We start from the raw sequence: 19,748 nt of genomic DNA, 5'->3' as shown, positions 1-19,748 counted from the left end.
GGTCCCTGCGGCACGGCGCTTCAGTTCCGAGCGCGGTCAAGACGTCGGGCAATCTGATCGGTGTGATCGACCAGAACCCAGTCTCCCACGCCGAAGGCCGAGGTCGGCACCTTGTGTGGCGTGCGCAGCGAGCGTGTCCCCGCTTCTCCCAGACCAACAAGGATGGACCGCTGGATCTCGGAGATACGATAGGGAGTGAGCGTCTCAAGCTCTTCCATGTCCAATTGGCTCATGAAATGGGAGGAAAAGCCCAACTCGGAGAGCGTCCAGTTCTGCTTTGCCGCCAGTGCGGGATCAAAAGTGGTTGGATGCGTGGATTTATCCGAAGAGTCGACAGACTTTGCGGGTATATGCTTTAGAAAATCATCGAAAGACGTCATTGTCTTGCCTTATGCAATAAACTACCTGCGGCGCGAGCCTTTCGGCAGGGCCGTTTGGTCCAGGCAAGCAAGGGGAGCGCAAGGCTCAACCGCAATGTGCCCGGAAGACACTCATGACACTCATAAATACCCTCCTTCCCGACAAATTATCCGCAATGGGGTGAAACTAGCGTCACCATAGCCGAGCGTTTCGCGCTTGTCACCATCTACTGGCTGCACATGATACGGGATCAGCAAGACTGTTGCGTGAAAGGCTCAGCTTTGCGGGGCCCAGCCATCGGGTGCCATCTCGAAGCCTTCAAACACAAAGCCCGGCGCAACCATACAGCTAACAAGACTCCATGCACCAGTGGATCGCGCCGATTGCCAGGCATGCCGCGGCACAATGCCCTGCGGTTGCTCATCTGCCAGAATATCCGGCCCCATGACAAGGGTCAGTTTGTCAGATCCCTCTTGTGCGATGCTCAGCTCAAGAGGAGCGCCCGCCTGCCAGAACCACGCTTCCACCGCATCCACCCGATGCCAATGGGAAACCTCTCCAGCCTTTAGAAGATAATAGATGACTGTGGAATGGCCGCGCCCTTCCGGCCCTTCATCATCCCGGAACGTCTCGACAAAATAGCCACCTTCCGGGTGGGCCTGCATCCCCAGCTTTGCAATAACGGCATCGGCATCGAGCATGACGGACCTCCATAACAGAAGAAAGTGCAAAGGGTTGGGTATTCGAGGGGTAAAAGAAAAGGCGCATCTTTGTGCGCCTTTTGCTTGATCAGATATCCAGGTTTGCCACGTTGAGGGCGTTGTCCTGAATGAAGTTTCGCCGGGGTTCCACATCGTCCCCCATCAGCTTGGCGAAGATGTCATCGGCATCATCGGCCTCCTGCACCCGAACCTGCAACAGAGTGCGGGCTTCCGGATCCAGTGTGGTTTCCCAAAGCTGCTCGGCGTTCATCTCGCCCAGCCCTTTATAGCGCTGCATGGAAATACCCTTGCGGCCAAGAATATAGACTTCCTTGAGAAGGGAACCCGGACCATAGATGATATATTCCTTTTCGCGGCGACGCATGACGGTGCCATAGTCGAAGTTTTCCTTGATATCCTCTCCAAGCTTGTTGAGCTTGATGGCATCGGCGGAGTTCAGCAAGGCCGCGTCGAGAATTGCGGATTCCTTGACCCCGCGCACTGTGCGTTCAAAGACATAGGATCCGTCATCGTTGACGTAGCCTTCCCAGCCGCGTTCGGTCTCTTCGGCCATCCGGTCAAGGCGCCGGCAAACCCGTGCAAGAGCTTCTTCGATAAGCTTTTCATCTTCGCTGATCGCCGGATCAAACAGCCCGCTGATCGCAGATTGTTCAACAACCGCGCGATTATAACGCGAATGCAGCCCTTCCAGAGTAGCCGAGAAGGTGCGTGATTCATCGAGCAGAGCCCGCAGATCGCGGCCAGCGCGCTCGATCTTTGATCCGGTCGTCAAAACGGCTTCTTCAATGCCCGTGTTGATCAGATAATCCTCGAAAGCCTGCTCATCCTTGAGATATTGCTCGGACTGGCCGCGCTTGACCTTGTAGAGCGGCGGCTGGGCAATATAGAGATGACCTTGCTCGACCAGCTCGGGCATTTGTCTGAAGAAGAAGGTAAGCAGCAGGGTACGAATGTGGGCGCCGTCGACGTCAGCATCAGTCATGATGATGATTTTGTGATAGCGCAGCTTGTCGGGGTTGAATTCATCCTTGCCAATGCCGGTGCCCAGCGCCGTGATCAGCGTGCCGATTTCCTGACTGGAGAGCATCCGGTCGAAACGGGCACGTTCCACGTTGAGAATCTTACCGCGCAAGGGAAGAATGGCCTGATTGGAGCGATGACGGCCCTGTTTGGCCGATCCGCCAGCGGAATCACCCTCCACCAGGAAGAGTTCGGATTTGGACGGGTCCCGTTCCTGACAATCGGCAAGCTTGCCGGGGAGCGATGCGATATCGAGCGCCCCTTTGCGGCGCGTCAATTCGCGCGCCTTGCGGGCGGCTTCGCGCGCTGCAGCTGCTTCCACCACCTTGGAGACAATCGTCTTGCCTTCATTGGGGTTCTCTTCCAGCCATTCACCAAGGGCGGCGTTGATCAGATTTTCAACGACCGGACGCACCTCGGAAGAGACCAGCTTGTCTTTGGTCTGGGACGAGAATTTCGGATCGGGCACCTTAACCGAAAGCACGCAGGTAAGGCCCTCGCGGCAGTCATCCCCACTTGGGTTGACCTTTTCACGCTTAAGCAGCCCGGAGCTCTCCGCATAGGATGTGATCTGACGTGTCAGCGCCGCGCGGAAACCGGCCAGATGGGTTCCGCCGTCGCGCTGGGGAATGTTGTTGGTAAAGCACAGCACATTTTCATGATAGCTGTCATTCCACCACATGGCCGCTTCCACCGTGATACCATCTTTTTCGGCAGAGACGGCAAGCGGCTTTTCGATCATCGGCTTCTTGGCGCGGTCGAGCCATGTCACAAAGGCTTCCAGACCGCCCTCATAGAGCATCTCTTCCTGCACCTTGTCCGGACCGCGATCATCAGTCAGCAGGATGCGGACGCCGGAGTTGAGGAAGGCCAGCTCGCGCAGGCGATGTTCCAGCGTGGCGAAGTTGAATTCGATATGGGTGAAGGTCTCCGGGCTCGGGGTAAAGGTCACCTCGGTTCCCTTTTGTCCGTTGGCCGGGCCAAGCTCCTTCAGCGGGCTGACAGCATTGCCGTGCTCGAAATGAATCTCATGTTCCTTGTCATTGCGCCAGATGCGCAATTTCAGCTTGGTCGAAAGCGCGTTCACCACAGAAACGCCCACGCCATGCAAACCACCGGAGACCTTGTAGCTGTTCTGGTCGAATTTACCACCCGCATGCAGCTGGGTCATGATGACCTCGGCAGCGGAAACGCCTTCTTCATGGTGGATGTCGGTCGGGATGCCGCGTCCGTTATCCGTGACCGTCACCGAGCCGTCCGCATTGAGGGTTACGGTCACAAGATCCGCATATCCGCCCAATGCTTCGTCGATGGCATTGTCCACCACCTCGTAAACCATGTGATGCAGGCCAGAACCATCATCCGTGTCCCCGATATACATGCCCGGGCGTTTACGAACGGCATCCAGACCTTTGAGAACCTTGATGGAATCAGCGCCATATTCGGCGTCTGCACTCTGGGGGGTGTTTTCAATATCGCTCATGCGAATCAGTCATCCTTAAGCTACGGCTAACCCTTCACTTATACGAGGTTTTTCGCCGCGTTCAACCGCTTCTCGCCATCGCAGGAAGCGATCGCGGCCTCCTGTTGTGGAGAGTTTGCTTCAGAAGGCGAAGAAGTCACTTGATACCACATAATAGTGGCAGAAATCAGCGCTTCTGTGCCCGTTCCTGCTCGGATCTGACATAAGCCAGTATCTGGGCGACTTCTGTTTGTGTCAGACCTTCCACAGGGTCCATCGGACCATAATCCCAATTGCGCTGCGGAGCGCCATAATTCACGGCCTGAATGAAGGCCCGATCCGAAAGATTACCCTTGCTATAAATCCGGTTGATCAGGGCCGGACCAAAGCTTGTGCTGCGTCCTCCCACACCGTGGCAACTGAGGCAATTGGCATTGTAAAGCTTTAGGCCTTCCTTCCTGATCTGGGCACTATCGAGGGTGGCGATCAGCTTGTCGTCATTCTGTTTTGAAAAATAGTCGCCGGTGGTGATCAGCAACAAAAGAATGAACAGCGAGATACACATGAATATCAGGCTGCTTCTGGATTTGGCAAAAGGAATACGACGTCTTCGCGCCATAATGACCCCGTTTCTCGCTTCTTACTCTAGAGGAAGAATTGTACCACAGGAAACGTTAAAGCGTTCTGCTCGTTCTCCCAGTGGTAAAAAGATTCTGTCATCCGTTCCGGTAACGAAAGCCTGACAGCCGAGCCGGTCCAGAAGATCAAACAGCGCCAGCCTGCGGGTCTCGTCCAGATGGGCCGCAACTTCGTCCAGAAGCACCAGAGGCGTGCGTCCGGCCCGCTCGGAGACCAGATGCGCATGGGCAAGCACAATGCCCAGCAGCAACGCCTTCTGCTCTCCGGTAGAACATTTGGCTGCCGCCATGTCTTTGGGCCCATGGCGAACCAACAGATCTGAGCGGTGCGGGCCGGTCAAGGTGCGCCCGGCGGCGCGATCTCGTGGTCGTCCTTGCCGCAGCACCGAGCGATAATGCTCTTCGCTTTCAATGGCCGGTCGCGAAAAGGCCTCGCTCTCCAGCTGCCCTTCCAGATCGAGCACAGCATTGGGAAAGGCCGTTGTTCCTTCTTCCCCATGCAGGATCGACAAAGAGCGGTTCAAAAGCGCAATCAATTCAGCCCGTGCTGTGGCAATGGCTGAGCCGAATTCGGCCATTTGTGCTTCGATCCCGTCCAGCCACACGCTCTCATGGGGAGCTTCGTCAAGCAGGCGATTGCGCTGGCGCATGGCCTTTTCAAAGGCGTTGACCCGTGTGCCGTGGGTCTTGTCGATGGCCAGCACCATCCGGTCCAGCCATTTGCGTCGCTCGGAGGCAGCACCCGTAAACAGACTGTCCATCTGCGGCGTCAACCACAGCACGGAGACATGATCGGACAGGCTCTCGGCTGACTTGGCTGTGGCACCATTGATGCGGATGCGTCGTTGCAGGCTGCCATCCGGGCCCGGCTGCAATCCTGTGCCCAGTTTGATATCGCCAGAGGGCGTATCGAGTGTAACCGAAACGGCCCAACTGCCTTCACCCGATTGTTCCCGCGCAATCTCTGGATAGGCAACGCGCCGGAGGCCGCGACCGGGAGAAAGAAAGGAAACAGCCTCAAGCAGATTGGTCTTGCCGGAGCCATTCGAGCCCGTCAGCACCACATGCTTGCCATCAAGCCCGAGGCTGAGGGAAGCATAATTGCGGAAATTGGCCAGACTGATTGATGCGACCGTCACCCTGTCGACAGGCCGCTGAAGCTGGGCAGTCGGGTCCGGGCAGATCGAAGCTGTATTCAAGGCCGCATTTCCTTTGATTTAGGGGACATCTGCCGCTCTCTGGAGGACGGGATGCGACAGAAAGAATCACATGCACAAAAGAATAGGGCATTTCGAATGGAAATGCCCCATGCATCTTTCATTTTTTCGCAAGGCTTGAGCCCTGCTAGACGCGCATCGGCATCAACACATAAAGCGTGTTGTTGTCGCCATCGTCCTGGATGAGCGTTGGCGAGCCGGAATCGGCCAGACGGAACTGGGCGCTGTCGCTTTCCAACTGGTTGGTGATGTCCAGCAGATAGCGGGCATTAAAGCCGATTTCCATTGGATCGGATTCATACTCAACGGTCAGCTCATCGGTTGCCGTACCCGAATCCGGGTTGGAAACCGAAAGCACCAGACTGTTGGGCTGCAGGCTGAGCTTGACAGCGCGACCGCGTTCGTTCGACACGGTAGACACACGGTCAACAGCCTGAGCGAACAGGGCGTTTTCGATCTTCATGACCTTGTCGTTGCCCTTGGGGATCACCTTCTCATAGTCAGGGAAGGTGCCGTCGATCAGCTTGGAGGTCAGCACCACCGGACCGATTGTCAGGCGGATTTTGGTTTCGGACAGCTCAACGGCAATGTTGGCTTCCGGATCTTCGATCAGCTTCTGCACTTCAGACACAGTCTTGCGCGGAACGATAACCCCCGGCATGCCCTGGGCACCGGCAGGCGCGGGAAGCTGGGCTTGTGCCAGACGGTGGCCATCGGTGGCAACGGCACGCAGCACCGAGGCGCCATCGATATCAAGGCTATGCACATAGATACCGTTGAGATAATAGCGAGTTTCTTCGGTTGAGATCGCAAACTGGGTGTGATCGATCAACTTCTTCAGATCCAGCGCCGGAATGGTGAAATGATGCGAAAATTCACCAGCCGTGATATCAGGGAAATCCGTGACCGGCAGGATCTGCAAGGTGAAATGCGCGCGACCGGCAATGATCGCCAATGCGGTTTGTTCTTCGTTGGTTTCCAGCGTGACCTGCGATCCGTCCGGCAATTTGCGCACAATGTCATAAAGCATATGCGCCGGAACAGTGGTTGCTCCGCCGATCTCTACCATCGCCGGCGCCGTCTCCAGCACTTCCAGATCAAGGTCGGTTGCCTTGAAAACCAGGTCTCCACCTTCTGCGCGCAGCATCACGTTGGACAGGATCGGAATAGTGTTACGCCGTTCAACAACCCGATGGACATGGTTTAGAGACTTCAAAAGGGTTGCCCGTTCGAGAGTGACTTTCATATCCCAAATTCCCTACATCAATACATGAACTATTTTTGCCCATACCATGCCCTGCAATGGCGGGGAAGCAACTTTGACCCTTCTTCCCTGATAAGGCAAGGGGATCGACCCGATTCAGGCGCGATCCCCTCATATTTCTTCCACATGTCAGCGCCAATGCGCCTGCATGATCAAGCGTAATGCGTGGCGGAACCGCTATTCGGCGATGTTCCGTTTCAGCATTTCGATTTCCTGCTGCAAGGTATTGTCCGAAGATGCCAGCTCCTCGATCTTGCGCACCGCATGCAGCACCGTGGTATGGTCCCGGCCACCAAAGCGACGTCCGATTTCCGGCAGGGAGCGTGGCGTCAGCATTTTGGAAAGATACATTGCAATCTGGCGCGGGCGCACGATGGTGCGGGTCCGGCGAGAAGACAAAAGATCCGAGCGGGATACATTATAGTGCTTGGAAACAACGCGCTGAATGTCTTCGATGCGAATGCGGCGCGGTTCCTTGGAGCGGATCAGGTCCTTGAGAGCCTGTTCGGCCATCTCAATGGAGATCGGAGCCCCTGTCAGCTGGTTATGGGCCATCAGACGGTTGAAGGCACCGTCCAGATCACGGCCGTTGGAGCGGATGATGCCAGCCACATGATCAAGCACCAGTTCCGGAATGGTCAGGTTCGGATCCCGACGCGCAGCCTGCGTGGCGCGATCAGACAGGATAGACCGACGCAGCTCTTTTTCAAGCGGCTGCAATTCACTGACCAGACCACCAGCCAGACGCGAGCGGACGCGCTCGTCAAGGCTTTCCAGCTCGACCGGAGGACGGTCGGCAGCAACCACCACCTGACGGGCGCCGTCAATGAGGCTGTTGAGCGTATGGCAGAATTCCTGCTGGATGCTCTTGCCCTGAAGGAATTGCAGGTCGTCGATCAGCAGAATGTCGATGTCTCTCAGCGTATCTTTGAAATCGATGGCTGCCTGACTCTTCAGCGCCTGAACAAAGCTATACATGAAGCGTTCGGCAGTCAGATAGAGAACACGCGCGGTCGGGTTCGACTTCTTGGCTTCCCATGCAATCGCCTGCAACAGATGGGTCTTGCCCAGACCAACGGAGGCATGTAGGAAGAGCGGGTTGAAGGAAACAGGCTGGCCGGGCTGGGCCATGGCCACCTGTTTGGCCGCAGCGTGAGCCAGCGTGTTGGACTGACCGACAACAAAGGTTTCGAATGTCAGGCGCGGATCAAGCGGAGAGCCGCCCAACTGGTCCTGCTCCTGCCCCATGGCAGCTGCCGCTGAAGGACGCGCAAAACCGGAATCCTTGTTGCCCGCTTCTGCCGACTTGGCCGGAGCCTTGTTCTGAACGGTCTTCGGACGCACAGCACCGCGCACATACAGGTCAATGCGGCGCACTTGCTCGCATTCCTCGCGCCAGAGTGCCATCAGCAGCTCGCCATAATGCGACTGAATCCAGGATTTGAGGAATCGGGTGGAAACGGAAAGAATAACCAGTCCGTTCTGCTCATCCTCAATTTCTACACTGGCAAACCAGCTTGAAAATACGTCTTCTCCGAGTTCCGCGCGCAGTCTTTTCTTCACGCGTTCCCATTCTTCTTTGCCCACTTTCACCGAAGGCTCCTCTTTTCGGGAGTCAGCCTCGGGAAAAGCCTGATGAGTCGCCGCACTCATCTCCATGTCAACATTTCCCTTTGTGGCCGTCTGCTGTATTGTCATCTTGTTGTTCTAGCCTAATAGCCGCCAAAAACAGCTGTTTCCTTGATAAGCCGCAATTCTGGTGAGTTTATCTCGCTCTTCTTGCTGCAGCCAATTTGAATTTTCTATTCCAAGCTACCGGTTTCGGCAATTCGAAAAACATCCAAAAGACGTTCAGAATTGTCGCCAGGGCAACCCTGCGTGCTTCCATCCGTTGCAGTTTGATCGGTGCAACGTATCGTCCAGATCGCCTTCAAAGCCTGAAGCGACATTGTAGCAAGGGCCATCCCATTTGGGTGTCATCTCGATCGCCGCATGTTGGGAGCGGGCGCCTGAGCGGCACAAAAAATAGATCGGACTGTCCTTTGCCACCTTCCTGTTTTCAAGCTCGGTCAGTAGCCGTTCGGCAAAATCGCCATGAACGCTCATGTCGGGATAGGAGAGCCATTCCACCAGAAGCACGTCCCTATCAGGCTGGTCCAGCACGGGGATGCCGACATAAGACCATTCTGCATGGGTACGCACGTCTACGAGTACGGCTTCAGGATCCTGAGACAGGGCCTTCCAGGCTGTCAGTACATCAACGTCGCCTGCATAAGATGCCGTTTTACTCAAAGACAAACACTCCTGTTCGGGTGACATCAAGCCACCAGATGATGGTACTGCATGAACCTGTCCATGGGCATGGCCGTGCTTTGGTTACGGCCCGTGCTCCGACACGGCAAGAACCTGAAAAGTCATCCATACATCTTGCTGCCCACAAGACGTGAAGGCCCAAATGCCTTCTTCATGACTGGAATGACTTCCCGCTATGGTTGTCAGTTTTGATTTCAAAAATGCCTTCGGGCATTTTGCTCTTCTATAGCAACCATGTCCCTGCGATAACCGACCATACACAGCCGGGGTGGGGCGTGCAAGAAGAACGAAATCAGATTCTTTGTCCCCGTTGGCTTCAATCAAACCGAGCAGAATGCGCCAATTTTTTCTTGACCGGGCTATCCCTTTGCGACTCTTCAGATTCTGTCACCATTCGGTAACATTATGCAGATTCATTGCAGCGGAATTTTTTTTTATCGACTCCGATATTGACCGAAAAGAGAATCATTGTTGCGATTTTCTTAAGTCTCGATTTTTCGTTCAAGACCCTGAAAAATATGCATTTTTAGATTCGTCAGTCAAAAGGGGAACGATTGCTTCGGATTCGTTAAAACTATCGATCCATATTGCCATTTTATGACGATTCCTGCGTATCGTCACAAAAAAGCCCGGCCAAAACCGGGCTTTCAGGCATAGGAAACCGGTCTTAAGCAGCCAGCGCCTTAACGCGTTTGCTCAGACGGGAGATTTTTCGAGAAGCGGTATTGGCATGAAACACACCTTTGGCAACAGCGCGCATCATTTCTGACTGGGCTTTGCGCAGAGCTTCGGAAGCGGCAGCCTGATCGCCAGCAGCGATGGCTTCTTCAACGAAACGGATATAGGTGCGAACGCGCGTGCGACGTGCTTTGTTGGTTGCAGTCTTACGAGCAATTTTACGGGTCGCCTTTTTGGCGGATACTGTATTGGCCATTGAGCCTATCCTTGTTTTCCATGCGGAGCCTTACCAGTCCGCTCACGCCGCTACATCACAACAGCCCTCAAATCTGTACAGGCCAGGAAGGACGAGCAGCCAACCTTAGCAAAGCGGAGATGCGCTCTGCTTTCTCGAAAATGATATGAATGATGAAGGCCCAAAGGCCCCTGCTGCATATCGACAGCAAAAGGCGGCACACAAGGGCCGCCCGTTGATCCGCGCTTATAGTCAAACTTGGTTGCCGCGTCAACCATTCTGATCGACGAAAAGGCGCAGAAACCGGCCTTTTTCGGATTCATAAAAGATTAACCCGTTATTCGCTCTGATCTTCAAGCGCGCACAGGCGTGTTTGGCGCACCTCGACCGATGGCTTCCAGCACATCGCTCAGAAAGCGGCCCAGATTGTCTGTGACATGATGAACATAAGGCACCTGTGTGCTTTCGGCCTCCCAGCGGCCATGAAAAACGTCCCGCATCTGATCAGGTACAATAAGCACACATGTCATGCCCAGCGCGTCTGGTACCTGCAGATTGCGCGCCAGATCCTCGAACATGGCCGAGCGGCTCGGATTGATGCCGGTCTGCTCCAAAAGCCGCTCATAGGGCGTGCGATTGGGCTTGGGCTCAAGCCCGGCCCATACAATATCGAATACGTCATCGAAATAGTCGGTAATGCCCAACCGCTCGGACACCTTGCGGGCATGGTCTTTCGTGCCATTGGTATAGATATAGCGTTTGCCGGGCAGGGAACAGAGTGCCTGTCCCAACAGAGGGTCGGGTTCCACGACGCTGTGATCGATGTCATGGACATATTCAAGAAAGTCATCGGGCGCGATGTCATGCTCGATCATCAGGCCGCGCAGCGTGGTGCCATATTGCTTGTAATAGCTATGGCGCAGGTGAGATGCATCATCGAGTGTCAGGCCCAGCAGATTGGACACGAACTCGTTCATCTTCACTTCCATCTGCGCGAAAAGATCAATATGGCGCGGATAGAGCGTGTTATCCAGATCGAAGATCCAACTGTCGATATCCCTGAAACTCTCCAGCAAATTGGTGCCGGAGCCATGATCGCTTTGCATTTAGATCTCCAATAGTCTTCCTTTGCCCAACGGGCCTTGTCCTGCATGTCGGCAGGAAACGATCCGGGACAATGCCACGAATGAGAGCATAAACCAAGCGGGCGGCATGGCTTAGTGAAAAATTGCTCACCTTATGATCTTGGGGGAAAGCCCTTGCCAAGGAGCAAAAGCCCTGCATTAGATAGATCCGGTAAGTATTCGTGCGTGGCATGGCCCAAAAAGGTCATTTTCTTCAGATCGGTATAGGGTATCATGGCATGGGGTGGCCGCCATGAAAAGACAAGCGGGCAAGGGATCAAGGGCAATCTGAATGGACGACAGGGCGCAGAATTATAAGGGTAGCGAGGCCAATGGCCTTCTGGTCGGCTCGGCGAAGGGGCAATCGGCGGGTAACGGCAAGGAAAAGGGCTATCCCAGCTTCGGATTGTCAACCAAGCTCTTGCTACTGACCATCGTGTTCGTCATGCTCAGCGAAATTCTGATCTTTGTGCCCTCCATTTCCAAATTCCGTGCCGACTGGATCACGCGCAAGCTGGAACTGGCAGAAGTAGCGGCGCTGATCTATACCAATGCCTCTGATGATCTGAAAGACAAGGCCATCGAGCAGGAGCTGCTCAATCGCCTCAATGTGCAGACCCTTGGCTTGCGCAATCATGGCGAACGGCGCCTGCTGGCTATGGTCGATATGCCCGGCAAGATCATGCGCGATGACAATATCCAGAGCATGGGGCCGCCGGAATTGATTGCGGCTGCCTTTGATACGCTGCTGTTCGGCAAGGGGCGCACCATCCGCGTGGTTGCTCAGACCAAGGACAATCAGGGCATGGTGGAAATGGTCTTTGATGAGACCGGATTGCGCGGCGACATGATTCGCTTTTCCATCAACATCCTGTTGCTGTCGCTTGTTATTTCGATGATGACAGCCGGTCTGGTTTATCTGTCTCTCAGGGCCTTGCTTGTGCGGCCCATTCTGGGGCTTCTGGACAATATGGCCCGCTTCACCTCCAATCCCGAAGATACCAACGCTGTCATCAAGCCTTCTGAACGGCGCGATGAGATCGGCATGATCGAGATGCAATTGGGCGAGATGGAGGGCATTCTTGCCAATACGCTGCACAAGCAGCGTCGCCTAGCCGATCTCGGGCTGGCAGTCTCGAAGATCAATCATGACCTGCGCAATATCATCGCCTCGGCCCAACTCTTTTCCGATCGCCTGTCGATTTTGGATGATCCAACCGTGCAAAGGGTCGTGCCCAAGCTAATGGGGACGCTGGATCGGGCGGTGGACTATTCCCGCGCGGTCATGTCCTATGGCAAGGCACAGGAAGCGCCGCCAGACAAACGGCTGCTGAATCTGCATCAGCTCGGCGAGGAAATGCGCGACCTGTTGGACCTATCCGAAACATCGCGCTTGACCTTCTCAAACCATATCCCGAAGGATCTTGAGGTCTATGCCGATCCGTCTCAGCTGTTTCGGGTCTTGATGAATCTGTGCCGCAACTCGGTGGATGTGATGCAGGGGCGCAAGGAAGAAGCGGTGATTTGCAGACTGGATCTGTTTGCTCGCATCGAAAATGACAAGACCATCATAGAAGTGTCTGATACTGGCCCCGGTGTTCCCGAGGTCGCACGAGCGCATCTGTTCAGGCCCTTTCAGGGCTCTGTGCGCAAGGGTGGCACTGGGCTGGGTCTTGCCATCGCCGCTGAAATTGTCCGCGCACACGGGGGGGCTATTCGTCTGCTCGATCGCAGCCCCGGCGCCCATTTTGAAATCAGCCTGCCCAGAGAGTAAAGGCGCCAGATCGAGGCGGACAGGAGATTGGCCAACAAAAAGGCCAGGGCGCTTGGCAGGCCCTGACCTTTCCTTGAAGGAGCCAATGATCACGCAGTGATCTCAGAGATCCTTCTTGGAGAAATACCAGTCAACGGTTTCATAGCCTTCCGAAGCGCGGGCATTGGCGCCTTCAACGGTGGATGGCGGCGGAACAATGACCTTGTCGCCCGGCTGCCAGCCTTCCGGCGTTGCCACCTTATTGGCATCTGATGTCTGCAGGGCTGCCAAAAGACGCGCAAATTCCGGAATCGAACGGCCGTTGGACATCGGGTAATAGACCATGGCACGCAGGATGCCTTTCGGGTCGATAAGGAAGGTTGCTCGCACTGCAGACGTGTCGCTGGCACCCGGATGGATCATGCCATAGGCCTTGGCAACGGTCATTGAAATGTCGTCGATGATCGGGAACTGGATATCAACGCCCCAATTTTCCTTGATGCTGCGCACCCATGCGATGTGGGAATGGATGCTGTCGATCGACAGACCGAGCAATTCGCAGTTCATTTCCTGAAACTGGTCATAGGCTTTGGCAAAGGCCATGAATTCGGTGGAGCAAACTGGTGTGAAGTCGGCCGGGTGGGAGAACAGGATCAGCCATTTCCCTTCATAATCGGACAGTTTCTTGACACCGGCAGTTGTCGGAGCGCAGAAATCCGGAGCGGGTTTATTCAGTTGCGGGAATGCCGGGGCCTCTACTGTGGTTTCAATATCTGTCATGTAAAATACTCCTTTTTAGGTACGCTGAGTGCGTCCATTGCTGTTGACGGCACAATATCAGCAGTCTAGTTATTAGTGAAATGAGTTATTTTTGACGTTTTAATCGAAAAAAACGATAACTGACATGATCCCATCCTTGCGCCAGCTAACCTTCCTGATTGCCTTAGCGGATGAACTGCATTTCAGCAATGCGGCGAAGCGTTGCAATGTGACCCAATCAACCCTCAGTGCCGGGCTGAAGGAGTTGGAATCCATATTGGGCGTGACACTGGCCGAACGCTCCAAGCGCTCCGTGATCATGACGCCCATCGGCCGCAAGATTGTCGAGCAGGCGCGCAAGATTATGACCGATACCCAGCATCTGGTGGAAACGGCCGCGTTGGAAGCCGAGGCCATGGCCGGCGACATGCATCTCGGTGTGATTCCCACCGTCGGTCCCTTCCTTTTGCCGCGTCTGCGTCCATTGTTGCGTGACGAGCATCCCCGCCTGCGGCTCTACTTGCGTGAGGAATTGACCGACCAACTGCTTGAAGGCCTCAGAAGCGGGCGGCTTGATGTGGCGCTCATCGCATTGCCCCACGATGTAGGCGATCTGGATACACTGGAACTGTTTGAAGACGGCTATCACCTTGTTGCCCCGCTGGATCATGAGTTGGCCTGCAAAAGTCTGGCCGATGGCACAATGCTCAAGAATGAACCTCTTATGCTATTGGAGCGCGGCCATTGCTTGCAGCAACATGCCTTGTCTGCCTTTCCGGGGCTGTTGAACAAGGATGTGGAGTTTGACGCCACCAGCCTGGCCACCCTGTTGGCGATGGTGGAAGAGGGGCTGGGCTCGACCCTCATTCCCAATGTGGCCATTGATGCTGGATTGACCAAGGCGCATGATGTGGTCGAGATCGATTTGCCAACCTCCTTGCCCCGCAAGATCACTCTGGTCTGGCGTAAATCCTCCACCCGCAAAGACGATTTCCGGGCTCTGGGGGACTTGATCATCAAGGCCAGAGAGAGCCTGCGCATAGGCTAGGGAACAGGCGCTTGCGCGCGCTTGAAGCCAGCGATCAAGAAGCCACACAGCAATAGGCTTGAATGGGGCGATGAACTTTTCCGCCTTTATCCAGCACATAAAGTCAAACGACGGCTCTTAGACGAGGTTTGATTTTATGAAGAAAGATCGCATCACATATCCTGACGGCATTCTCGATTTGTTGAAGGTGCCCGAGCTCAGACGCCTGATACGGCAAGATATGGGCAGCAGTCCTTTACTTGCCAATGAACTGGAGTTCCTTCTGAGCCCGCCGATTCCGAGCGAGGTGTATGTCAAATACTTGTCTCCTGATGCAGAAAATCCCGTAAAAGTGGCTGATCAAATTCGCCAAGCCGCCTCACAGATGATGCGCGGGACATCTAGCGCGGATCTCGACAAATGGAGCAAGATCGTTGCCTTGATGCGCAAGGACATCATCAAGAGATTTGACAGCAAGATCGTGCCCGCTTTTTACCAGCGAGATATCTTCCGGAAATGGCATGAGCAGACTGCCATCGCTAAGGCCAAAGCCAATATGGGAGATCCCAAGAAGGTTGCCAAGAAACTGGATCTGGACGAGCATTACGATGCTAACATACTGGAAAAATACATGATTGCCCAAGCCCTTGGGCGCACAGATGAGGCCGCTAAAATCGAGAAGAAGTTGCGCGAAGGCCATGCGATTGATCTCAGACACATCGAGCACCAGGTCAGGAAGCGCAAGGAAAAGGAAGCAACGGGTAAGACCGAAGCCGAGCGTACAGGCGTCGACCTGACACCGGCCAAATTGCTCAATTGTGGGTTCCGGAATGTGAGCGACAAAAAACTGCGCGAAGCCATCATGAAATTTTCAACTGCAGTTCTAACGGCCAAGAAAGCCGACCAAAAAGCCTTCTTTAAGAAGATACAGGCACTGGAACCCGAATCTGGAATCGCCCGGAACATGACGATTGAAAATCTGGTCAAGACCATGCGCAAAAAGGGGGTTATTAATGAAGGCGTCTATAAGTATGATGTCTACAAACCCTAAGCCTAGTCCTGTCCGCACGCGTGATTCCATGCTATTGGATAGCTCCCTATGTCCTATCGGACGAAGGGGAGCCGAGCCTGAACTGCATAGCGACTGGAAGCCATGACACGCGACGAATTTGATACCCATTGCGCCACCCTGCGCCACGCCACCAATGTGGTGCAGTGGGGTGGCTGCTCGGTCTGGAAGATCGGTGGCAAGATCTTCGCGCTCTGCGCACCAGAGACAAAAGACGGCAATCACCCAAAAATCAGTTTCAAATGCTCTGACATGGTCTATGAGATTCTGCGCGATGAGCCGGGCATCATTCCCGCGCCCCATCTGGCGCGGGCCAAATGGGTTCAGCTCACTGCGCCCGATGCCATGAGTGATGAGGATCTCAAGGAGCATCTGGATGTGGCTTACGAGATCATTGTTGGCAAGTTGACCCGCAAGATCCGCGCAGAGCTTGGCCTTTCAGATGGGTCGAATCGGATCTGAAACAATCCGGCTCAAAATTCGCGTCGAAATTGCGATATCAAGGACTTGACCCTGTGATGGGGTTTTGCCAAAATCCTGTCTGTAAACCTTTCGGCGCTGAGCGCGGTCATCCTGTCGGAATTTGACGCCCTGTCATTTCAACCGGCATCGAGGAGGGCAACCGCGGCGCACAGCCCGGACGTTCACATCGAACATGGTTTCATGGTCACAACTCCGGGCTGATCAGACCGGAGATACAGTGATGAAAACCATTATCGAACCCTTCCGCATCAAATCGGTAGAGCCCATTCGCATGACCACGCGTGCCGAACGCGAGGCAAAGCTCAAGGCTGCCGACTATAATCTCTTCGCGCTCAAGTCCGAAGACGTGATCATCGACCTTCTGACCGATTCGGGGACGGGTGCCATGAGTGCCGAGCAGTGGGCCGCCGTGATGCGTGGCGACGAGAGCTACGCCGGCTCTCCCTCTTATTATCGTTTCCGCGATAGTGTTCAGGAATTGATGCCCTTTGAGCATATCATCCCGACCCATCAGGGGCGCGCGGCAGAGGCGATTCTGGTTTCTATCTTTGGCGGTGCGGGCAAACATGTCCCTTCCAACACCCATTTCGACACCACGCGCGGCAATATCGAGGCATCGGGTGCCGAGGCCTATGATCTGGTGATCGAGGAGGGCAAGGACCCGGCTTCGCTTTATCCCTTCAAGGGCAATATGGATCTTGGCAAGCTGAAGGCCTTTCTGGAGGAGAAAGGCGACAGCGTACCCATGGTGATGATCACCATCACCAACAATGCTGGCGGTGGTCAGCCCGTGAGCCTTGAAAATATCCGTGGTGTTGCGGCGCTGGCCCATGAATATGGCAAGCCCTTCATAATCGATGGCTGCCGCTTCTCGGAAAATGCCTGGTTTATCAAGCAACGCGAAGAAGGCCAGCAGGACCGCTCCATCAAGGACATCGTGCGCGACTGTTTCTCGGTGGCTGATGGCATGACCATGAGCGCCAAGAAGGATGCCTTTGGCAATATCGGTGGCTGGATTGCCTTCAACAACGATTCGCTTGCGGAACAAGCCCGCGTTCGCCTCATTCAGACGGAAGGCTTTCCCACCTATGGTGGCCTAGCCGGACGTGATCTGGAGGCTCTGGCACAAGGGCTGCACGAGATTATCGATGAGGATTATCTCAGATATCGCATCCGCACCAACGAATATATCATCGAGAAACTTGATGCCCTTGGCATTCCGGTGGTCAAGCCAGCCGGTGGCCATGCGGTGTTTGTTGATGCCAAAAGCTGGTTGCCCCATATCGATCCGCTGAAATACCCGGCCCATACCGTGGCCTGCAAGCTCTATGAGATTGGCGGCATCCGCTCTTGCGAAATCGGGTCGGTGATGTTTGGTCGTCAGACCGACGGCTCGGAAAAGCCCGCAGCCATGGAACTGGTGCGCCTTGCCTTCCCGCGTCGCACCTATACCCAATCCCACGCAGATTATGTGGTGGAAGCCTTTGAGCAACTGGCCGCTGAAAAAGATCAGCTCAAGGGGTTCAAGATCATCAGGGAACCAAAACTGATGCGGCACTTCACCTGCAGCTTCGCACCTCTGGACGGCTAACTCCGACTGGGCCATCCTGATTGTGCGAAGGCGCGCCAGCCCAATTTGCTGGCGCGCCTTTTCTTATGTCTTCAGGTCGGCAAGTCGGGCGGTCTCCGGACTTAAGATCCTTTAAGTATGAAAATCCTCAATTAAATACATTTGTTCCATGCAATTTTGTCATGAGACCGATGATCTGATCATCTTTGAATTGCTCAAAAGAGACAACCATATTCAGAATATGCGAAACGCAAGAGAGGTCTTTGGGGCCGCTTCAAGCGCTTTCGGAAATCAGTCAATAAGAGTAGGGATCGTTGCACCGCTGAGGGAAACAGATTTCGCCAGTCTCTCAACAGATCAACCGCTCAACTCAACACAATAAGCCCGACGGTCTGGATGGTCTTCAAAACCAGCGGCCACCAAGACCAAAGGGCAAGAAAAATAAGGAGAGGAAAGATCATGGCATATGCAACGATTAATCCATATAACGGCGAACAGGTAGCGTCCTTCCCCGATGCGACGGATGCAGAAGTAAGCGCAGCCATCGACAAGGCGCATAATGCCTTCTTGGCTTGGCGCGAAACCGGCTTTGCCGAGCGGGCAAAGATTCTGCAAAAAGCTGCCGATCTGCTGCGCGCCGACGCCGACGAGCATGCAAAGCTCCTGACCCTTGAAATGGGCAAGATTACTGCTGAAGCCAAGGCCGAGGTTGAGCTCTCCGCCAAGATCCTTGAATATTACGTCCGCAATGCAGAAAAGCTTCTCCAGCCGCGCAAGCTACCAGTGCTTGACCCTGCTGAAGGCGATGCGACGCTGGTGCATGAACCGCTCGGCGTCCTGCTGGCCATTGAGCCTTGGAACTTCCCTTACTATCAGATCGCCCGGATTCTCGCACCGCAGCTGTCTGCCGGTAATACGCTTCTGCTCAAGCATGCGTCCAACGTGCCTCAGAGCGCCGCCCGCTTTGAAAAGCTGATGAAGGAAGCCGGCCTGCCGGAAGGGGCCTTTACCAACCTTTATGCAACCCGCTCCCAGATCGAGATGATCATCAACGATCCGCGTGTGCATGGCGTGGCCCTCACAGGCTCCGAAGCGGCAGGCTCCGTTGTGGCGGCTCAGGCCGGTAAGGCGCTCAAGAAGTCCACCATGGAACTGGGTGGTGCCGACGCCTTCGTCGTGCTCAAGGATGCCGACATTGACAAGGCCGTGGATTGGGCCGTCTTTGGTCGCCACTGGAACGGCGGGCAGGTCTGTGTATCTTCCAAGCGCATGATCATCGAGGATTCGGTCTATGATGAATTCCTCGAAAAATATAAGGCTGGCGTTGCCAAACTGGTGGCAGGGGATCCGTTTGACCCGAACACCACCCTTGCGCCGCTTTCTTCCCAGAAGGCCGCTGATGATGTGAAGGAACAGATCAAGAAGGCCGTTGCCAAAGGGGCAAAAGCCGAAGAAGTCGGCCCTGCCGTTCCCACCAAGGGGGCCTTTGTGCAGCCAACCATCCTGAGTGGTCTGGGCGAAGAGAATGAAGCCCGTTACTGGGAATTCTTCGGTCCGGTCTCCATGTTCTTCAGGGCAAAAGACGAGGCAGACGCAGTCCGCATCGCCAATGATACCCCGTTTGGTCTGGGTGGCTCGGTCTTCACCAAGGATGAAAAACACGGCGCAGACGTGGCCGCGCAGATTTCTACCGGCATGGTGTTTGTGAACCATCCAACCAAGGTTGAGGCTGACTTGCCATTTGGCGGCATCCGCCGCTCTGGCTATGGTCGCGAATTGCTTGATCTTGGTTTGACCGAGTTCGTCAACCACAAGCTGATTGATGTTGTCGATATCGACGCTGCCTTCTGATCGGCTCAAAAAAGCCTTTTATTGACCTTATGCAATCGGGAGCCCGTTCAGTGTACTGAGCGGGCTCTCGCCACATTCAGAAGCCTTGTTCACAGATGCAATGCGGATGCATTGATTGAATGGTCTGGATGATTTGGCTAGATAAGAGGCAGAGAGATGGAAGCCGAAGATGCTCATTTGGCATTTGCTGGTTCTGGCTCCCT

General features: G+C 54.8%; 17 protein-coding genes. 6 read left to right on the top strand and 11 right to left on the bottom strand.

Annotated features, from left to right (window positions below):
* Window positions 1–20: 20 nt before the first annotated feature.
* From ACKPCT_RS17195 to ACKPCT_RS17150, 10 genes are all read right to left on the bottom strand, one after another.
* The gene (locus ACKPCT_RS17195; protein WP_319567504.1) at window positions 21–380 is read right to left on the bottom strand and encodes a hypothetical protein; all 360 of its coding nucleotides are present in this window, start codon (window positions 378–380) and stop codon (window positions 21–23) included.
* 255 nt (window positions 381–635) lie between these two features.
* The gene (locus tag ACKPCT_RS17190; RefSeq protein ID WP_090072543.1) at window positions 636–1,061 is read right to left on the bottom strand and encodes a cupin domain-containing protein; all 426 of its coding nucleotides are present in this window, start codon (window positions 1,059–1,061) and stop codon (window positions 636–638) included.
* A gap of 88 nt (window positions 1,062–1,149) precedes the next feature.
* Window positions 1,150–3,585 (bottom strand): DNA topoisomerase (ATP-hydrolyzing) subunit B, encoded by a 2,436-nt coding sequence (gene gyrB, locus ACKPCT_RS17185; protein WP_090072545.1) that lies wholly within the window; start codon window positions 3,583–3,585, stop codon window positions 1,150–1,152.
* Between the two features lie 166 nt (window positions 3,586–3,751).
* On the bottom strand, window positions 3,752–4,183 hold the full coding sequence (locus tag ACKPCT_RS17180; RefSeq protein WP_090072547.1) for a c-type cytochrome: 432 nt from the start codon (window positions 4,181–4,183) through the stop codon (window positions 3,752–3,754).
* Window positions 4,184–4,204: 21 nt separating this feature from the next.
* Window positions 4,205–5,401 (bottom strand): DNA replication/repair protein RecF, encoded by a 1,197-nt coding sequence (gene recF, locus ACKPCT_RS17175; RefSeq protein WP_319567503.1) that lies wholly within the window; start codon window positions 5,399–5,401, stop codon window positions 4,205–4,207.
* A gap of 145 nt (window positions 5,402–5,546) precedes the next feature.
* Window positions 5,547–6,665: a DNA polymerase III subunit beta gene (gene dnaN, locus ACKPCT_RS17170; RefSeq protein WP_090072549.1), complete on the bottom strand. Its 1,119-nt coding sequence runs from the start codon at window positions 6,663–6,665 to the stop codon at window positions 5,547–5,549.
* Between the two features lie 195 nt (window positions 6,666–6,860).
* Window positions 6,861–8,381 carry a chromosomal replication initiator protein DnaA gene (gene dnaA, locus ACKPCT_RS17165; protein WP_407062721.1) on the bottom strand — a complete coding sequence of 507 codons (1,521 nt, stop codon included), beginning with the start codon at window positions 8,379–8,381 and terminating at the stop codon, window positions 6,861–6,863.
* 153 nt (window positions 8,382–8,534) lie between these two features.
* Window positions 8,535–8,975 carry a rhodanese-like domain-containing protein gene (locus tag ACKPCT_RS17160; protein WP_244544687.1) on the bottom strand — a complete coding sequence of 147 codons (441 nt, stop codon included), beginning with the start codon at window positions 8,973–8,975 and terminating at the stop codon, window positions 8,535–8,537.
* Window positions 8,976–9,663: 688 nt separating this feature from the next.
* Window positions 9,664–9,930, bottom strand: coding sequence for a 30S ribosomal protein S20 (gene rpsT, locus ACKPCT_RS17155; RefSeq protein ID WP_090072553.1), 267 nt, complete (start codon window positions 9,928–9,930; stop codon window positions 9,664–9,666).
* A gap of 332 nt (window positions 9,931–10,262) precedes the next feature.
* On the bottom strand, window positions 10,263–11,015 hold the full coding sequence (locus tag ACKPCT_RS17150) for a pyrimidine 5'-nucleotidase (protein WP_090072557.1): 753 nt from the start codon (window positions 11,013–11,015) through the stop codon (window positions 10,263–10,265).
* Between the two features lie 310 nt (window positions 11,016–11,325).
* Here ACKPCT_RS17150 and ACKPCT_RS17145 point away from each other — a divergent pair, with 310 nt between their 5' ends.
* The gene (locus ACKPCT_RS17145; protein WP_090072559.1) at window positions 11,326–12,807 is read left to right on the top strand and encodes a sensor histidine kinase; all 1,482 of its coding nucleotides are present in this window, start codon (window positions 11,326–11,328) and stop codon (window positions 12,805–12,807) included.
* Between the two features lie 102 nt (window positions 12,808–12,909).
* On the opposite strand, the gene ACKPCT_RS17140 is transcribed toward ACKPCT_RS17145, so the two are convergent.
* Complete coding sequence (locus tag ACKPCT_RS17140; RefSeq protein WP_090072561.1) at window positions 12,910–13,566, bottom strand: peroxiredoxin; 657 nt, start codon at window positions 13,564–13,566, stop codon at window positions 12,910–12,912.
* Window positions 13,567–13,690: 124 nt separating this feature from the next.
* On the opposite strand from ACKPCT_RS17140, the gene ACKPCT_RS17135 reads away from it, so the two are divergent.
* From ACKPCT_RS17135 to ACKPCT_RS17115, 5 genes are all read left to right on the top strand, one after another.
* On the top strand, window positions 13,691–14,593 hold the full coding sequence (locus ACKPCT_RS17135; protein WP_319567502.1) for a hydrogen peroxide-inducible genes activator: 903 nt from the start codon (window positions 13,691–13,693) through the stop codon (window positions 14,591–14,593).
* 136 nt (window positions 14,594–14,729) lie between these two features.
* On the top strand, window positions 14,730–15,623 hold the full coding sequence (locus tag ACKPCT_RS17130; RefSeq protein ID WP_319567501.1) for a hypothetical protein: 894 nt from the start codon (window positions 14,730–14,732) through the stop codon (window positions 15,621–15,623).
* Window positions 15,624–15,725: 102 nt separating this feature from the next.
* Window positions 15,726–16,103 carry an MmcQ/YjbR family DNA-binding protein gene (locus tag ACKPCT_RS17125; RefSeq protein WP_319567500.1) on the top strand — a complete coding sequence of 126 codons (378 nt, stop codon included), beginning with the start codon at window positions 15,726–15,728 and terminating at the stop codon, window positions 16,101–16,103.
* Window positions 16,104–16,344: 241 nt separating this feature from the next.
* A complete protein-coding gene (locus tag ACKPCT_RS17120) occupies window positions 16,345–17,715 on the top strand; it encodes a tryptophanase (protein WP_090072569.1) in 1,371 nt (456 codons plus the stop codon).
* A gap of 438 nt (window positions 17,716–18,153) precedes the next feature.
* Window positions 18,154–19,545, top strand: a complete 1,392-nt coding sequence (locus ACKPCT_RS17115; RefSeq protein ID WP_319567499.1) for an NAD-dependent succinate-semialdehyde dehydrogenase — start codon at window positions 18,154–18,156, stop codon at window positions 19,543–19,545.
* The last annotated feature ends 203 nt before the right edge of the window (window positions 19,546–19,748 follow it).

Origin of the sequence: Cohaesibacter marisflavi, from assembly GCF_963665895.2 — a bacterium.
In the GTDB taxonomy this organism is placed as follows: Bacteria; Pseudomonadota; Alphaproteobacteria; order Rhizobiales; family Cohaesibacteraceae; genus Cohaesibacter; species Cohaesibacter marisflavi.
The sequence above is the reverse complement of the archived record's forward strand: the minus strand, read 5'-3'. Positions and strand labels throughout refer to the sequence as shown.

What these genes read in the sequence shown, in the direction of transcription:
- gyrB (WP_090072545.1), bottom strand. Translation starts at nt 3,585, where the DNA reads ATGAGCGATATTGAAAACACCCCCCAGAGTGCAGACGCCGAATATGGC.
- ACKPCT_RS17135 (WP_319567502.1), top strand. Translation starts at nt 13,691, where the DNA reads ATGATCCCATCCTTGCGCCAGCTAACCTTCCTGATTGCCTTAGCGGAT.
- ACKPCT_RS17145 (WP_090072559.1), top strand. Translation starts at nt 11,326, where the DNA reads ATGGACGACAGGGCGCAGAATTATAAGGGTAGCGAGGCCAATGGCCTT.
- rpsT (WP_090072553.1), bottom strand. Translation starts at nt 9,930, where the DNA reads ATGGCCAATACAGTATCCGCCAAAAAGGCGACCCGTAAAATTGCTCGT.
- ACKPCT_RS17115 (WP_319567499.1), top strand. Translation starts at nt 18,154, where the DNA reads ATGGCATATGCAACGATTAATCCATATAACGGCGAACAGGTAGCGTCC.
- ACKPCT_RS17195 (WP_319567504.1), bottom strand. Translation starts at nt 380, where the DNA reads ATGACGTCTTTCGATGATTTTCTAAAGCATATACCCGCAAAGTCTGTC.
- dnaA (WP_407062721.1), bottom strand. Translation starts at nt 8,381, where the DNA reads ATGACAATACAGCAGACGGCCACAAAGGGAAATGTTGACATGGAGATG.
- ACKPCT_RS17190 (WP_090072543.1), bottom strand. Translation starts at nt 1,061, where the DNA reads ATGCTCGATGCCGATGCCGTTATTGCAAAGCTGGGGATGCAGGCCCAC.
- ACKPCT_RS17120 (WP_090072569.1), top strand. Translation starts at nt 16,345, where the DNA reads ATGAAAACCATTATCGAACCCTTCCGCATCAAATCGGTAGAGCCCATT.
- ACKPCT_RS17150 (WP_090072557.1), bottom strand. Translation starts at nt 11,015, where the DNA reads ATGCAAAGCGATCATGGCTCCGGCACCAATTTGCTGGAGAGTTTCAGG.
- ACKPCT_RS17180 (WP_090072547.1), bottom strand. Translation starts at nt 4,183, where the DNA reads ATGGCGCGAAGACGTCGTATTCCTTTTGCCAAATCCAGAAGCAGCCTG.
- ACKPCT_RS17140 (WP_090072561.1), bottom strand. Translation starts at nt 13,566, where the DNA reads ATGACAGATATTGAAACCACAGTAGAGGCCCCGGCATTCCCGCAACTG.
- dnaN (WP_090072549.1), bottom strand. Translation starts at nt 6,665, where the DNA reads ATGAAAGTCACTCTCGAACGGGCAACCCTTTTGAAGTCTCTAAACCAT.
- ACKPCT_RS17125 (WP_319567500.1), top strand. Translation starts at nt 15,726, where the DNA reads ATGACACGCGACGAATTTGATACCCATTGCGCCACCCTGCGCCACGCC.
- ACKPCT_RS17130 (WP_319567501.1), top strand. Translation starts at nt 14,730, where the DNA reads ATGAAGAAAGATCGCATCACATATCCTGACGGCATTCTCGATTTGTTG.